Origin of the sequence: Faucicola osloensis, assembly GCF_020041925.1 — a bacterium.
GTDB classification, from domain to species: domain Bacteria; phylum Pseudomonadota; class Gammaproteobacteria; order Pseudomonadales; family Moraxellaceae; genus Faucicola; species Faucicola osloensis_D.
This window is the reverse complement of sequence record NZ_CP083409.1, coordinates 135,383-150,461: the sequence shown is the minus strand read 5'-3', so window position 1 is coordinate 150,461 and position 15,079 is coordinate 135,383. Positions and strand designations below refer to the sequence as shown.

Annotated in this window: 9 protein-coding genes; 5 read left to right on the top strand and 4 right to left on the bottom strand. The window is 44.9% G+C overall.

What is annotated here, in order from left to right:
- The first annotated feature begins 145 nt into the window (after window positions 1–145).
- A complete protein-coding gene (locus LAJ61_RS00640) occupies window positions 146–4,951 on the top strand; it encodes a translocation/assembly module TamB domain-containing protein (RefSeq protein WP_224054077.1) in 4,806 nt (1,601 codons plus the stop codon).
- Between the two features lie 102 nt (window positions 4,952–5,053).
- Here LAJ61_RS00640 and LAJ61_RS00635 read toward each other — a convergent pair whose 3' ends face one another.
- Window positions 5,054–5,677: a TetR family transcriptional regulator gene (locus LAJ61_RS00635; RefSeq protein WP_224054076.1), complete on the bottom strand. Its 624-nt coding sequence runs from the start codon at window positions 5,675–5,677 to the stop codon at window positions 5,054–5,056.
- Between the two features lie 99 nt (window positions 5,678–5,776).
- Complete coding sequence (locus LAJ61_RS00630) at window positions 5,777–7,165, bottom strand: deoxyguanosinetriphosphate triphosphohydrolase (RefSeq protein WP_224054075.1); 1,389 nt, start codon at window positions 7,163–7,165, stop codon at window positions 5,777–5,779.
- A 386-nt stretch (window positions 7,166–7,551) separates the two neighbouring features.
- Here LAJ61_RS00630 and LAJ61_RS00625 point away from each other — a divergent pair, with 386 nt between their 5' ends.
- On the top strand, window positions 7,552–7,791 hold the full coding sequence (locus LAJ61_RS00625; RefSeq protein ID WP_135888944.1) for a hypothetical protein: 240 nt from the start codon (window positions 7,552–7,554) through the stop codon (window positions 7,789–7,791).
- Between the two features lie 110 nt (window positions 7,792–7,901).
- Here LAJ61_RS00625 and rsmD read toward each other — a convergent pair whose 3' ends face one another.
- Both rsmD and mrdA read right to left on the bottom strand, forming a co-directional pair.
- Window positions 7,902–8,525 carry a 16S rRNA (guanine(966)-N(2))-methyltransferase RsmD gene (gene rsmD, locus LAJ61_RS00620; RefSeq protein ID WP_135888943.1) on the bottom strand — a complete coding sequence of 208 codons (624 nt, stop codon included), beginning with the start codon at window positions 8,523–8,525 and terminating at the stop codon, window positions 7,902–7,904.
- A 36-nt stretch (window positions 8,526–8,561) separates the two neighbouring features.
- Window positions 8,562–10,541: a penicillin-binding protein 2 gene (mrdA, locus tag LAJ61_RS00615; protein WP_135888942.1), complete on the bottom strand. Its 1,980-nt coding sequence runs from the start codon at window positions 10,539–10,541 to the stop codon at window positions 8,562–8,564.
- Window positions 10,542–11,023: 482 nt separating this feature from the next.
- Here mrdA and LAJ61_RS00610 point away from each other — a divergent pair, with 482 nt between their 5' ends.
- The 3 genes from LAJ61_RS00610 to LAJ61_RS00600 all read left to right on the top strand — a co-directional run bounded on the left by LAJ61_RS00610 (window position 11,024) and on the right by LAJ61_RS00600 (window position 15,047).
- A complete protein-coding gene (locus tag LAJ61_RS00610) occupies window positions 11,024–12,334 on the top strand; it encodes a DUF445 domain-containing protein (protein ID WP_135888941.1) in 1,311 nt (436 codons plus the stop codon).
- 66 nt (window positions 12,335–12,400) lie between these two features.
- Window positions 12,401–14,485 (top strand): heme lyase CcmF/NrfE family subunit, encoded by a 2,085-nt coding sequence (locus tag LAJ61_RS00605; protein ID WP_224054074.1) that lies wholly within the window; start codon window positions 12,401–12,403, stop codon window positions 14,483–14,485.
- Window positions 14,472–15,047 carry a DsbE family thiol:disulfide interchange protein gene (locus tag LAJ61_RS00600; RefSeq protein WP_065252789.1) on the top strand — a complete coding sequence of 192 codons (576 nt, stop codon included), beginning with the start codon at window positions 14,472–14,474 and terminating at the stop codon, window positions 15,045–15,047. Before LAJ61_RS00605 ends, LAJ61_RS00600 begins: the two co-directional genes overlap by 14 nt.
- The last annotated feature ends 32 nt before the right edge of the window (window positions 15,048–15,079 follow it).

Here is a 15,079-nt window from a genome sequence, read left to right as displayed (position 1 = left end):
TCATGGCATTATTTTATGCAAGGTTTTTAGTCAAGATTTTTGGATAAAACTTTGCTAGTATGTAAGGTTTATCCAATATACCGCCCATATACAGCGCATAGAACCTGTGTTTTTGTAGTTAGCCAACGATTGATTTGCGATATTAATGAAAGACGATAATAACAACGACTCATTGCCCGAAGATGGCACCAAGCCTGACGATAAATCGTTGGTAGATAATGACCTAGACGCTAAACTAGAGGCTAAAAATCTAGACCCTAAAAATCCAGACGGTGAAGATTTAGATGTTAACCATTCGGATACGGCAACCAGTGATGATTTAGACCCAGCAGAAAAAGATGCGGGTTGGCTTCGACACTGGTATCGGCAAGGTTTTATCACCAAAATTGTGATGGTGTTAGTCGTTATTTTGATTGCAATTTTGTTAGGGGCTTATTATGCCGTCGGCACCCCATGGGGTACACGGTTACTTATCAATGCCATCGTTCAACAAACAGGTATCAGCCTAACATACGGCAAAGGCAATCTTCGTGATGGCATTTGGGTTTACGATCTTAAAATTCCTAGTAAACCGCCAAAAAATTATGTTGAAGTCACCGTTGATAAAGCCTATGTCAAAATTGGCTGGCGCGCCCTCATCAATAAAGAAGTACATTTGCGTGAAGCCAACATCAATCGCATGGTCATCACCTACAAAAAACCACCTTCCAATAAACCCTTTGATTACCCACGCATTGCACTGCCTGTAAACTTAACTTTAGATGACGTAAAAGCAAATTTAGTGCGCTATCAGCAAGTGACCCGCGACCCCATCGATTTTAAACAAGCCCATGTCCAAGATTTTACTTGGTATGATACTAAAATCACGGTTGGCGAAGGTAAATTGGCGTATAACAATTTATTAAGCGTTGATAAAATCAAAGGCAAAATTGACCTGCAGCATGATTATCCGCTGGATGTGACAGGACTGGTCATTGTCAATTCATTGTCAAAAGTGTATGTCGATGCACTTGATACTCATGCCACAGGCAGTTTGAAATTTTTGACCGCGGATATAAAAAGTAAATACAATAAATCGGATGTTACTGGGCATGTAACAGCGCAGCCGATGGATAAAAATGCGCCATTTAATGCCAAACTCGAATGGAAAGATGTGTTATTGCCCTATGCCACCAGTCAAAACATCCATCTAAAAAATGGCTTAGCGACCGCAACAGGCGTGACCAATAATATTCAGCTGCGTATCAATGCTGATTTGACTGCCAAAGATATCCCCGATGGGCATTATCAAGGTCGCGGCGTGATTGCCAATCAAAAACTCAGTATCGAATATCTCACGGCTAAAGTCGCGCAAGGCACATTGACGAGTCAAGGCACGATTGATTGGCATGACCGCACCCGTATTGCCCTAATGAATACGGGTAATGGCTTTAAGATTCGTCAGTTGTTGCCAAAAGACATCGCCCCCTATGCGCCAGAGACCTTAACAGGCAAATTAGGCATTGTCTATGATGTGGCAACCGATAAATTGCCGATGCAAGTACGGGCAAATCTGCGCCAAGATGATGGTGAAATTATCAATGCCGATATCCGACAAGCTAAAGGCAGCCATAAACCTTATACTATCGATGCAAATTGGCAAAAGCTGATACGTCACAATCTACCGAGTATTGGCGAGCTTAATAGTCCCAATGGCAAAGCGCACGTGATTTTTCAGCCGGCAGACGGCAAGCGACCCAGCAGTGTACAAGCTCAAGTCAATGCCAATATACTAAAGCTCAATCAAGCCCCAAGCGGTAATTATCAAGTCAATGTCAACAAAACAGGTCAGCTGGTTGATATCACTCAATTGGTGTACCAAGGCGTGGCAGGTAATTTGGCAGGCAATGGTAAAATCAAACTTGCCAGCGGCAATCAGCCGTTAGCTTGGCAAATCAATGCCAAAACCAACCATTTAAATGCCCACAGCATTTTAAATAGCATTCCGCTGCAAGATTTGACGGGCAATATGGTTGCCAGTGGCACCCTGCAACAGCTCCGTCAAGCCAATCGAGCGGTGTTGAACCGTCATGATGTCACTATCAACCAAATTGACATGACAGGGGATTTATTGGGCGCCAAAAATAGCAAAAAACACTTAGCGTTAAAAGGCACGGGCAAAGTACGTGCCGATCTACTCGGCAGTAAGTTATCTTATATCGCCGCCAAATTTGATGGTAGCCTCAATGCGCCAAACGTACCCGCAGGCTCGTTTAAATTTGATATTGCAGGCACGCCACAACAGCTCAAAATTAATCAGTTTAGTCATCAAGGTAAAGAAGGGTATATCAATGCCAACGGTAGCTTTGATATGACCAATGGTGTCGGCTGGCATATCAATGCTGATATGAAAAATTTTGATGCCAGCTATTTTGTGCCAAGTCTGCCAAGCCAAATCACCGGTACCATCAATACCGATGGCTATTGGCGGGCAGGCGCTCAGTACATTCATATCGCCAATATGAATCTCAAAGGCAGGCTAAAAAACCAACCGTTATTGGCGACAGGTCAATTGACCGCAAAACTAAATTTGCCAAAAGACCTCAGCACTCTGCGTCAAGTCATTGAAAATAGCGCCAATAGTCAAAAATACGGACAAATCCGCCGTCTTGTTGAAAGTCTGCAAGCCAATAATCTACTGGTACAATGGGGCAGCAATCGCATCACAGCCAATGGCAACCAAAACCAACTGGTGACCAGTGTCGATATCAGCACACTCAATCAGCTAATGCCACAGCTAAAAGGTATTGTTAAAGGCGGCATTATCTTAACCCAAGATAACAACCAAGCACTGCCTAATATCTATGTGGATTTAGTCGGGCGTAACATTTCACTGCCAAACTTTGTGGTACTCGATGCCAAAGTCACCGGCAAATTGGTCAATCTTGCCAAATCACCCAGTCAGTTGCAATTGACTGCAACGGGTATCAATATTGCCAATCAACCGCTGCGCTCTTTGCAACTGTATTTTAACGGTACCCAAGACAATCACACCTTGGATGTCAAAGCAGATAGTACCAAAGGACAATTGCAAGCGACGCTCAAAGGTCGTATCGATCTTGCCAAAAAACAGTGGTCGGGTCTGCTCGGTAATGGACAAATTGGTACCAAATATGCCAAGTTGCAACAGCTACAGCCCGCCCAGATGCTATTTGGCTGGCAAAATCTGAATGTACAAATGGCGGCACACTGCTGGCAAATGGTGGGTCAAAACGGCAGTCTGTGTCTAAAAAACAACCTCGTGGTCAGTAATGGGCAAGGCAATGTCGATGTCAGTGTGCAACAAATTGATAGCCAAATTTTCTCTGTGGTGATGCCGCGTGATATCGCTTGGTCAGGTAAACTCAACGGCACCGCACTCGTTCATTGGCAGAAGAACCAAAGACCCAGTATCAATGCCAGCTTCTTTACCGATAACGGCGTATTTGGTACCGCCGCACAAACCCCTGAAGAAAATCCAACGACCATTGCCTATGAGCGTATCAGTGTCATCGCCCGTTCAACCGCAGAAGGGCTAAAACTTCGCGCAGATATCAAAACCGCCAATGGCGCGGGCAATGGTTATTTGGATGCTACCGTCAATCCCTACATACAGTCGAAACCGATTTCAGGTACCATTGTTTTTCAAGATATTGACTTGGCGGTATTTAAACCTTTCTTCCCATCGTTTGAACGCTTGACCGGTAATGGTCTTGTGGCAGGTAAAATCAGTGGTTCACTCATGCAGCCCAAATTTGTTGGCGATATTGAGCTACAAGATGCCGGTCTTAGCATCACAGGCGTGCCGATGCGCTTTGATAAGATTAATGTGTTATCGCACGTGGCAGGTAATCAAGCCTCTATTGATGGGTCTTTTGCCAGTGCAGGCGATGGTCAAGGCACCATTACCGGTACAGTTGACTGGACACGCGAGCTGCAAGCCAAGCTGAAGCTGCAAGGTAAAGCGCTGCAAGTGAGTCAGCCACCGGCGATTTCTGCCATTATTAATCCAATTTTTGATGTGATTGTCAAACCTAGCCAGCGCTACGTGAATATCGTCGGCGTGATTGATGTGCCTCGTGCGACCATTCGCCCCCCTGAAACCACAGGCAATGTGGTCAGCAAATCCCCAGATGTTAACGTCATTGATAGACGCTTGATGGGTCAGATTGATGACGTACTAAAAGTCACCCAACCTTGGAATATCAACGCGGATGTGGGTGTCGATCTCGGCGATCGCGTAAGCTTCCAAGGTTTTGGGGCGCGCTTACCATTGGCGGGTGCGCTGCATATCACCCAGCGCGGTCAAGGCACCATGAAAGCAGAAGGCGTGGTGCAAGTATCACGCCGCTCAAAAGTCGAAGTGTTTGGGCAAAGCTTGAATCTAAACTTTGCGCAAGTTCGGTTCAATGGTGAAGTGATGAAACCACTGCTAAACGTAGAGGCAGTAAAAGATGTGCAAGGCGTACAAGTGGGTGTCAAAGTCAAAGGCAGTGCCAGTGCGCCAAGTATCACCGTATTCAATAATGGCGGACTTAGTGAACAGCAGGCGATGAATGCGTTGGTGACGGGTAGCCTAAATAACAATTCAGGTCAAAATACCAACGAACAAGACTTTAGAAACCGCGTCAACAATACCATTGCTGCAGCAGGGTTAAGTTATGGCTTAAGCGGGACGCGCAAATTTACCAACCAAATTGGCCGGGCGTTTGGGTTGCAGCGTTTGACGTTAGATGCCAATGGCTCGGGCAATGACACTTTGGTCAGTCTAACGGGGTATATCACGCCAGACTTGTTTATACGGTATGGGGTAGGCGTGTTCACCTCGCAGCCTGAGCTCAGTATGCGTTATCAATTAACAAGGCGCTTGTACATTGAGGCTAAATCTGCCATCAATAACTCTGTAGATTTGATTTATAACTGGCGCTATTAGCGGGTTAATAAATAGTAATAAAAAAGGCTGAGTTAATGCTCAGCCTTTTTTTGATTTAACTGTCTGTTGGTTTCACTGTTTTTTATCTTAAGTTAGTTTTGGTTAAGGACACCAATTACGGACGCCATAAAACAGCACTTGCGCCTGTTTGATACAGCGATTGAGATAATCTTGCTTACTTTGTACCTCTGTAGGGTCAAATTTGAGCCATTTATACACCCAAGAAAAATACATATTCACGCCCATATCCGCAATCAGCAGGCGCACTTCTTGGTTTAAATGTCCAAACGCAGGCTGCATAGCCAAATCATCGGTCATGATTTGCGCAAACAAGCTGATTTGCTCATCGAGTGCATTTTGCACAGCTTGGTTACCACCATATCGCTCAGAGACAATAAAGTGCCAGTGCAATGACGCCTGTTCCACACTTTCCAAAAAGAAACGCACGCTTGAGGCAATTTGACCTTCATGTGTTCGGGTGCGACCCAGCTGCAAATGATCGCGCAGACTTTGCAGCGTGTGACCGAGTTCTTCATTGACTAAGCACTTGCCAAGCTCATCGATATCCTGAAAATGTCGATAAAAAGCCGTCGGCACCACGCCCACTTCGCGGCTAATCTGACGAAGTGAAATCGACGAAAACGCATGTCCCGACCTCGATAACTGAAGCACCGATTGAAAAAAGGCTTGACGGGTTTGGCGTTTTTGCAAGTCACGGCTAGTCATTAGGTATCCAATCAGCGGGTTAAATAAGGAAAAATATTCTAAGCCGAAAACGCCAAATATACAATCGTTGACGATTGACGAAACGATAAGTGATGAGGTTTAAATATTCACCGACCAATTGCCCTTTAACGCTTGCGCGAGCCGATAGGCTTCATGATCATTCATGCCAGTCAGCATGTCTAAAATACACAATATATTTTGATAAACATCATCCCCTAATTGCCGACTAACATTGCTTAAATGGGCATTTAATAGATTAAGCAGTCGTAATTGCTCAAACTGAGCAATACTGTCTGTGGAATCACCCGTCAACGCCAGCGGCATAAACGCATCAAGTAGCGTATGTAAACAGCGGTTTGACATGATTTCAACGCGTACTTTGCTCGGATGTTGAAAAATACGGGTATTGGCTAGGCTTTTGGCTTCACTGATACTACTGCGTACGTTATTGGGGCAGTAGTCAAATAAGCTGCCCGTCAGCTCACCTGCCAATAAGGCGGCTTGGTTGGCAACAAAGGCATCAGTAACTTTGTCCACCAATCGCCGCATTGCTCGCCCTCGTAGCGCGGCTAATTTTTGGCTGATAGGCGCATTGGTTGTGACTTCAGATGGTACGCCAAGCCGTTTACCGACGAGTTTGAGCAGCAGTGGCTCAACTTCATGATAGTCTAACATACCCAGTAAAATCCCATCTTCCAAATCAATCAGCGCATAACAAATATCATCCGCGGCTTCTAGCAAATAAGCCAATGGATGACGCGCGTAACCTCTTTGGGTCTTAGGTAGTCGCAGCTGCTCCGCCAAATCCTGTAAATACGGCGCTTCACTTTCAAAACAACCAAATTTCTTGAGCGTTAAGGGTGAGGGCAGTGAGTCACTGTCGCTGACTGGGTTGATAGGGGTGGAAAGATAAGGGTATTTCATAAAAGCGCCCAGCGTCGCCGCTGTCAGGCGCATGCCACCTTCATCAGGATGATGCTCGTTACGGGTCAGCAGTCGAAAACCTTGCGCATTGCCTTCATACGCTAATAAATCTATTTGCTGGCGTGGGGTAAGCCGCCTGAGATACTGGCGCTGGGCAGGCTGAAAAAACCAATCTCGAATCGCCTGCTCACCTGCATGCCCAAACGGGGGATTACCGATGTCATGCGCCAAACAAGCTGCTTGCACAATGACTCCCATGTCCGACATGGTAAAGCCGCTTGGCAAGTCATTACCGAGCTTCTCCGCGCTCATCATCCCTAGCGAGCGACCAATACAAGATACTTCAAGCGAATGGGTTAAGCGAGTATGAATACCCATCTCATGGGTTAACGGATGCACTTGGGTTTTTTGATTTAATTGGCGAAAAGATTGCGAAAAAACCAGCCTGTCATAGTCCTTATGAAATGCCGTCCTTGACGTCTTGGATTGGGTGAACTGATTGCCATGATAGATAGGTTTGGCAGATAACAGCGCTTGCCATTGCTTGTGTGTATTTTTTTTCATTATTGTTTTCAGTCATAAAGATAAAAAGCGGATTCTTGGAATTACCCAAATAGCTAATTGAGTTTAGCTAGATAATTGATTATTAACCAGTTTGGATGAATATTTTTTTAAGGGTTTGATAACACTATACCATTAATCGCAAAAAATGACCAAATAGGCACTTTTTTGATAAAACAATTGTGTAATTTTTTATTATTGTTATAATTTAGTAACAAATACAGTGTAGAATGTAATCACTATAAGATAAATGTAATATTTGATTACCTTTGTAAATTGCTTTTGTAGCACTACCATGCATAGGTTTTAGTCTATGTCGTATATGAATAGTTGCTAAGTAACACGATGAAATTTAAACAGTTAAATTTCAAATTTTTAGGATACAAGTTATGATCCATCAAGTGAACGATACTAAAGACACTGATGATAGTGTAGAAATGATACGCCATCATTCTAAAGTCAACATTCATAGTGTTGTGCTGGTGATTATGTTAGCGCTCGTGGTGACATTTTTGATGGTGGTGGGGGTCAGCTATCTGTATGAAGCTAACAACTTAAAAGGACAGTCATCAAAATATTTTTGTCCGTCAGCTTCTGCCGTACAAGTGGGTATATGCGTTAAGAGCTGATAGTGGGTTTGCTCTTGTACGTGATTTGCTATTGTACGTGAATGGTTATTATATTTGCCGACTGGGTTAATCCAGTCGGTTTTTTAATGCTTAAATTCAAGGGCTTTGAATTAAAGCGTTTTGAGCTGATAAATGCCAGCAAAAATTTGACCCATTTTTTTATATTTGAGTGGTTCAAGTGGTGGGGTGAATGATTCCAACAACTGTGTGTGATCTTGATCGCTTTCGATATACAGTAATGTCTGCGGATGAATTAACTGATGGTTTATTAAGCCATGCAAAATTGTCCCCCACAACGCTAGTTGATAAGGTGGGTCGATAAACACCACATCAAACGGATCGGTGTTTGCCAGTTGTGGTAAGGCTTGTTGTATTGTAGCTTCCACTGTCACAATTTTTGTATCAGCAATCCCTAACAGGGCTTGCGTGGCTTTAATTTGCCTAAATTGCTCATGGTTAGGCTCGATAGAAGTTAAGTGCTTGGCACCCCGCGACAAGGCTTCAAAACCGAGCACCCCACTACCAGCACAGCAATCTAGTACCTTGGCATTGACTAAATCATCGGCAAGCCAGTTAAATAGCGTCTCTCGGACACGGTCAGGGGTCGGTCGCAACCCGTCGGCATCGATAAACGCTACCAAACGCCGCCGATACTCCCCGCCGATGATACGCACGTGAGAAACTGGCGGGGATTTGGTAGCTTTATTGGGTCGTTTGCTAATTTTGGACATCATAGTTTGGAAATCATGGTTTGGACATCATACATTACGTCAGTCAGCGCCACCCACTGCAGTGAGTTTGGCGGTATTGGGTTTTGCGATAATAGGTTTACCCGACAAAACTAACGCTTCACGTTGCAATTTGGCGGCTTGTTTTTCGGCATTGATTTTGACAAGTTCTTCAGGCGACGGTGGCGCAATAGGTTTTTTGATTTTATCAATGAGCCAATAATCCATCATTTTACGCACAATTGGCGCTACCCAGCCACCATGCCGCCCATTTTCTACGATAACGGCAATGGCAATTTGCGGGTTTTCTACCGGGGCAAAGCCAACAAACCAGCCATGATCCCAGTGACGCGAGTCAAGCGCGGCTTCGTTATAGCGTTTGCCTTGTGCGATAGATTTGACCTGCGCTGTGCCTGTTTTGCCAGCGATGCGATAAGTTGGCGTATAAATATTATGCGCTGTGCCTTTTTTGACCACATCTTCCATGGCTAGGTGCATACGCTGCCAATCATCGGGGTTACCGTTGTATTGAATTTTCCCATCGGGCTTTTCGATGGGGGTGACATGTTCGGCACCGGTGGATTTTTTGAGCAGATGGGGGGTCAAATGCTGTCCATCGCTGGCTAGCATGGCAATACCGTTGGCAATCTGAAGCGGGGTCGCCAAAAAATACCCTTGCCCAATACTCACAGAAATGGTTTCCCCAGGCAACCAGGCTTTTTTGTAAGTTTTCATTTTCCACTCAGTAGAAGGGTAAACGCCGGTTTTTTCTCCCGGCAAATCAATGCCTGTTTTACTACCAAAATTAAAACGCGTCATCCAATCATGAAGCCGGTCAATACCGAGTTGATAAGACAGCTTGTAGTAGTAGGTATCGACAGATTCGACCACGGATTTATGCAGATTGACGTTACCATGACCCGATTTTTTCCAGTCACGAAATTTATGGCTATCGCCAGGCAGACTAAAATAACCCGGATCATAAATACTACTGTCCCATCCCATTATGCCGTAATGAATCCCTGCCAACCCCTCAATCGGTTTGATAGAAGAACCCGGGGGATATTGCCCTTGTAGTGCACGGTTGTACAGTGGCATGTCGGGGTCTTGTTGCAGTGCTTTGTATTCTCTGCTACTAATCCCAGTGATAAAGGGGTTGGGGTCAAAACTTGGGTTGCTGACAAAGGCTAAAATCTCGCCAGTGCTGGGGTCAATCGCCACCGCGGCGCCGCGTTTGCCATTTAACAAATCGCTGGTCAATTTTTGCAAGCCATAATCAAGGCTTAGATAAATATCATTACCGGGAATGGGCGGTTTGGTATCGAGTTTTTTGATGATATCGCCGTAAGCATTGGTTTCAATTGATTGATAACCGGGTTTGCCCAGTAGCAGCGACTCGTAATATTTTTCAATCCCTGTTTTACCAATCAAATCGGTGCCTGCATACAGCTTTTTATCCAACTTTTTACTATCGTTGTCGCTGATACGCCCAACATAGCCAATCACATGGGCAAACAAATCACTGTAGGGATAGGTGCGCGTAAGTTTACTTTGAATCGTCACGCCTTTAAAAAACGGTTTGCGTTCACTAAACTGGGCAACTTGCTGTTCGGTAAGTCCAATTTTAATGGTCACAGGTTCGTTTTTACTTTTTTTAAGGGCTTTTGAAGCTTCACTGATTTCTTCAGGTGTCAACTGAAAAATCGGGGTGAGTAGCGCCAAGGTATTGTCAGGATTGTCAATTTCATCAGGACTGATGACAGCGGTAAAAACAGGCTGGTTATCCGCCAAAATCACGCCGTTACGGTCATAAATGTAGCCGCGGCTGGGCGGCGCAGAAACCAGTTTGATACGATTATTGTCAGACTGGGTCACGTACTGGTCGTGGGTATAAATTTGTAGATAAGCATAGCGTACAATCAAGCCAACCAAGCCCAAAAAAACAAACACCGATGCCAAAATTACCCGGCGGCGAAAGATGAGATTTTCACGTTGCATATCTGAAGAATGGGGTGGTTTCATAAGCGGGTAACAGCAATTAGAACGGTTTTAAAAAGGGTCGCGGTGCGATGAATGTTTAGCTTAATGCAAATATAGGGATATCACCCAGCTACTAAGCTCCTATATAGGTCGCTTAAGTATGGGTGGCTTAAGTCTGATGGCTTAAGTCAAAATTTAAGAGGGATATACTAGCATAAAATGTGGCAAATAAGCATGCCCAAATCCTGACAAAATCGCAAATAACTAACGGCTGCTGACAAAATACATGTATCAAATTATGATAGCAGCATTGAGGGCAATATGGATGATAACATAGGGACGCAAAACCGCTAAAAATACAACTTCTTCAGGCAAAATATATCTTTCTGTGCTAAAATCTAGCAGTTTGAACGCACCCATATTAACCCACTTATATTATAGACGTTTTCAAGCAAACCTTATAATGTCATCTCGGTTTTATTGTCCTTTGATTTTAGCTTTTTCACCATGTGAGCTTTTTTGATATGTTTGCAGAAATTTGGCACAAGCTTGCAACCCATCCGCAATTTTTCGCCATGCTGACCATTCCATTTGTGACAGCAGTCGTGACTTGGGCGCATGTATGGATGGCGCTCAAGATGCTATTTTATCCCATTCATTTTTGGGGCATTAAGATTCAAGGGTTCCCAGGCGGCGGTATCGGCTGGCAGGGCATTGTGCCACGCAAAGCGGGTAAAATATCAGGGATTATCGTTGACCAAACTTTATCCAAGCTTGGCTCGCTCGATGAGTTTTTCCAAGCCATGCACCCTGAAGAAGTGGCAGATTTTATCAGCCAAACCATGAACCAAAACTTGGATTTGCTGATTGATGAAATCATGAATGAGCGCTCGGCAACGCTATGGGCGAATTTGCCTTTTGCTGTCAAACGCCGTATCTATGCCTATGGACACGAGCAATTGCCAGACATCATGAAAAATCTGGTGCTCGACTTGACCTACAATGTCGAAAACTTGGTTGATATGCGCGAGATGATTGTCAACAAGATGGAAAGCGACCGTGCGCTGATGGTGCGGATGTTTCTCAAAGTAGGTCAAAAAGAGATTAATTTTATTTGGCATATCAGTGCGCTGATTGGGTTTGTATTTGGTATTTTGCAGATGGCGATTTTTTGGTTTGTGCCGCAGCATTGGACGGTGCCGTTTTTTGCCGCGATTTGGGGGCTGTTGACCAACTGGATTGCCATCTGGATGGTATTTAATCCGATTGAGCCGCATTATTATCGCTATCCCAAATTTTTTAGTTTTAGCAAATCGCTGCCGTTTATCCGCTTTGAAAAACCGCATATCGGACAATTTAACTGGCAAGGTGGTTTTATGAAACGCCAGCCTGAGGTCTCTGAGGTGTTTGCTGAGATTGTGGTCAAAGATTTGGTCACGCTCAAAAACATCATGTATGAAATGATGTATGGCAGCCGTGCGATGCAAACGCGTGAGCTGATTAAAAAGCACCTAAACCCAATTTTGGAATCACAGGTGATCCAAACGAGCTTGAAATTTGGTTTGGGTCGTAAAGAGTTTGGTCAGCTCAGACACGTGATTATTGATAAGTCAATTGCAGCGACCATGGTGCCGATGAGTAATCCTGAGCTTAACCTTAGCCGCGCAGAAAAAATCTTTGGGCTGTTTCGAGACCGAATTCGGGCATTGACGCCCAATGAATTTCAAAATCTTTTGCGTCCTGCCTTTCGTGAAGATGAATTAACACTGATTATTTTGGGCGGTGTGACTGGGTTTTTGGCGGGCTGGATACATTTGATATTGGTGTTTTATTAATTTGACCCATTTTTTTGGTGAAAATTCTACAGTGTGATAACCACTACAGCGATAGGAGCAGTGGGTATGTTAATTACTGAATTGGGCTATTTTGCGCTTATTTCAGCCTTGGTGATTGCCATTTTACAGGTTATTTTGCCAGCAGTGGGGGTGTTTAAACACCAACCTGCTTGGCAACGACTGGCGGGAAGTTTTGCCATTGCTCAGTTTTTGGCAACCGGTACGTCATTTTTGTGCCTGATGTATGGGTTTTATGCCAATGATTTTACGTTGAGCTATGTCGCCAATCAGTCAAATTCTTTGCTGCCTTGGTACTATCGCCTATCCGCCACATGGGGCGGGCATGAAGGCTCACTGCTACTATGGGTCACCATTTTGGCGACTTGGGGCGCGGCGGTGGCCGTTTTTAGTCGAAGCTTGCCGCTTGCCATGCGCGCACGCGTGTTGGTGATTATAGCCTTTGTGCAAATGATGATGCTAAGCATGGTGATTTTTGTGTCGTCACCTTTTAATCGCAGTCTACCCAGCATCCCAGTGGATGGCAAAGATTTGAATCCACTACTGCAAGACCCCGGATTGATTTTTCATCCGCCGATGCTGTATATGGGCTATGTGGGCGCGGTGGTACCGTTTGCCTTTGCCATGGCAGCATTGTGGGCGGGTCGGTTAGATGCGGTGTGGACGCGCTGGTCGCGTCCTTGGACACTAGCGGCTTGGTGCTGTTTGACCTTAGGGATTGTGTTTGGCTCAATGTGGGCATACAACGAGCTTGGCTGGGGCGGCTGGTGGTTCTGGGACCCTGTGGAAAACGCGTCGTTTATGCCTTGGCTCGGTGGGGTGGCATTATTACACTCATTGGCAGTTACCGAAAAGCGCGGCGTGTTCAAAGCTTGGACGATTATGTTGGCGATTTTCACTTTTGCCTTGAGTTTATTGGGTACGTTTTTGGTACGTTCGGGGGTCATTACCTCGGTTCACTCATTTGCCGCAGATCCCACCCGCGGTCTGTTTATCCTAGTGATTTTGGGCGTGGTAATCGGTGGCGGTCTGGCGATGTTTGCGTGGCGTGGTTGGCGCTTGACCCAAGAAAGCCATTATCAGCTTAAATCTCGTGAGACGTTATTGGTCATCAATAACATTATTATATTAGTCGCAACCATCGTGGTGGTGATTGGCACACTTTACCCAATGCTGGCCGATGCGTTAAAACTGGGGCAAGTATCGGTCGGTGCGCCCTATTTTAATGCGTTATTTGTGCCGTTAACTTGGTTATTGTTGTTGTTTTTAGCCATTGGACCTGTCAGCCGTTGGAAAAAAGACACCCGTCCACTGTTGGGTATAGGTTTAGCGATTTTAGCCAGCTGTTTTGTGTTAGCCGGTGTTCTGAGCTATTTCTTGGTCAGTAGCATTAACATCAACATCTTTATGTCAGCGGCACTTTGTCTATGGGTGTTGGTATGGATGGTGATTGATATCAAAGACAAAACCCGTAACGCGCGCTCGCTGGGCGCTGGGCTGAAACGTCTGCACATGGGCTATTGGGGAATGCAGCTAGCGCATTTGGGTATTTTGCTATCCGTGATGGGCATTGCCATTACCACAAGCTTAAGTATCGAAAAAGACATTGCCATGCAAAAAAACCAATCGGTTGAAGTACAGGGCTACCAGTTCACGATGGATGAGCTAAAAAAAATCCGCGGCGCAAACTTTGATGCCACCCAAGCGGTCGTCAGTGTTCGTAAGAACAACCAAGTGGTCGCGACCCTTTATCCAGAAAAACGCCATTATGTGGTCAGTCAAATGCCCATGACCGAAGCTTCTATCCAGTACAACCCATTAAGAGATATCTATATGGCAATGGGTGAGCCGATTTTAGGTGTTAATCAAACGGAAGCTGATGCCACTAAATGGGCAGTGCGTATCTATATCAAACCTGGCGTACGCTGGGTATGGTGGGGTGGTTTTGTGTTGGCGCTCGGTGCGATTTTAAGTATGTTTGATAAACGCTATCGTAAACTGCCTAGACTTGCTGATATGAGTGATGACAAGTCGGGGAATTTGGCAGCGATTAACACAGCAGCGGCAATCGCCCCCGTATTAGTAAAAAATGACAGTGAGTTAGGTCAGGAGAGTGCTCATGGCAATGCGTAAAAGACAACTTTGGTTTTTGATTCCTTTGGTGCTTTTTTTGATTATCATTGCGCTGTTTTATACGCGGTTGGGTAAAGATACCACGGTGGTGACCAACACCTCGCTCAATCGCGCTTTGCCAAGTTTTAGCTTACCGTCTTTGGGTAACCCATCACAAATGATTACCCAAGCACAGCTACCCAAACAGCCATTTTTACTCAATATATGGGCGTCTTGGTGTGTGACTTGTAAAGTTGAACACCCGTTTTTATTGCAAATGTCAAAGGCAGGCGTACCGATTGTTGGGGTCAATTATAAAGATGAAACCAAAGACGCGCTCGATTATCTCAACACCCATGAAGATCCATTTACCCTTAATGTGCAAGATAAAGAAGGGAATTTTGGCATTGATTTGGGTCTGACAGGTGTGCCAGAGTCGTTTGTGGTTGATGGCAAAGGCAATGTGCGCCAGCATATCTTGGGTGAAATCAACGAGGAGCGCTACAATAAGCAAGTATTGCCTTGTATGACTGCGCTGCGTGAACAAGCCGCCGATGCTAAAATTCGTGAGGTATGCCAATGAGTATTGTATTTGCAAAAATTCTTCATTTGATA

What these genes read in the sequence shown, in the direction of transcription:
- LAJ61_RS00600 (WP_065252789.1), top strand. Translation starts at nt 14,472, where the DNA reads ATGGCAATGCGTAAAAGACAACTTTGGTTTTTGATTCCTTTGGTGCTT.
- LAJ61_RS00640 (WP_224054077.1), top strand. Translation starts at nt 146, where the DNA reads ATGAAAGACGATAATAACAACGACTCATTGCCCGAAGATGGCACCAAG.
- LAJ61_RS00635 (WP_224054076.1), bottom strand. Translation starts at nt 5,677, where the DNA reads ATGACTAGCCGTGACTTGCAAAAACGCCAAACCCGTCAAGCCTTTTTT.
- rsmD (WP_135888943.1), bottom strand. Translation starts at nt 8,525, where the DNA reads ATGATGTCCAAAATTAGCAAACGACCCAATAAAGCTACCAAATCCCCG.
- mrdA (WP_135888942.1), bottom strand. Translation starts at nt 10,541, where the DNA reads ATGAAACCACCCCATTCTTCAGATATGCAACGTGAAAATCTCATCTTT.
- LAJ61_RS00605 (WP_224054074.1), top strand. Translation starts at nt 12,401, where the DNA reads ATGTTAATTACTGAATTGGGCTATTTTGCGCTTATTTCAGCCTTGGTG.
- LAJ61_RS00625 (WP_135888944.1), top strand. Translation starts at nt 7,552, where the DNA reads ATGATCCATCAAGTGAACGATACTAAAGACACTGATGATAGTGTAGAA.
- LAJ61_RS00610 (WP_135888941.1), top strand. Translation starts at nt 11,024, where the DNA reads ATGTTTGCAGAAATTTGGCACAAGCTTGCAACCCATCCGCAATTTTTC.
- LAJ61_RS00630 (WP_224054075.1), bottom strand. Translation starts at nt 7,165, where the DNA reads ATGAAAAAAAATACACACAAGCAATGGCAAGCGCTGTTATCTGCCAAA.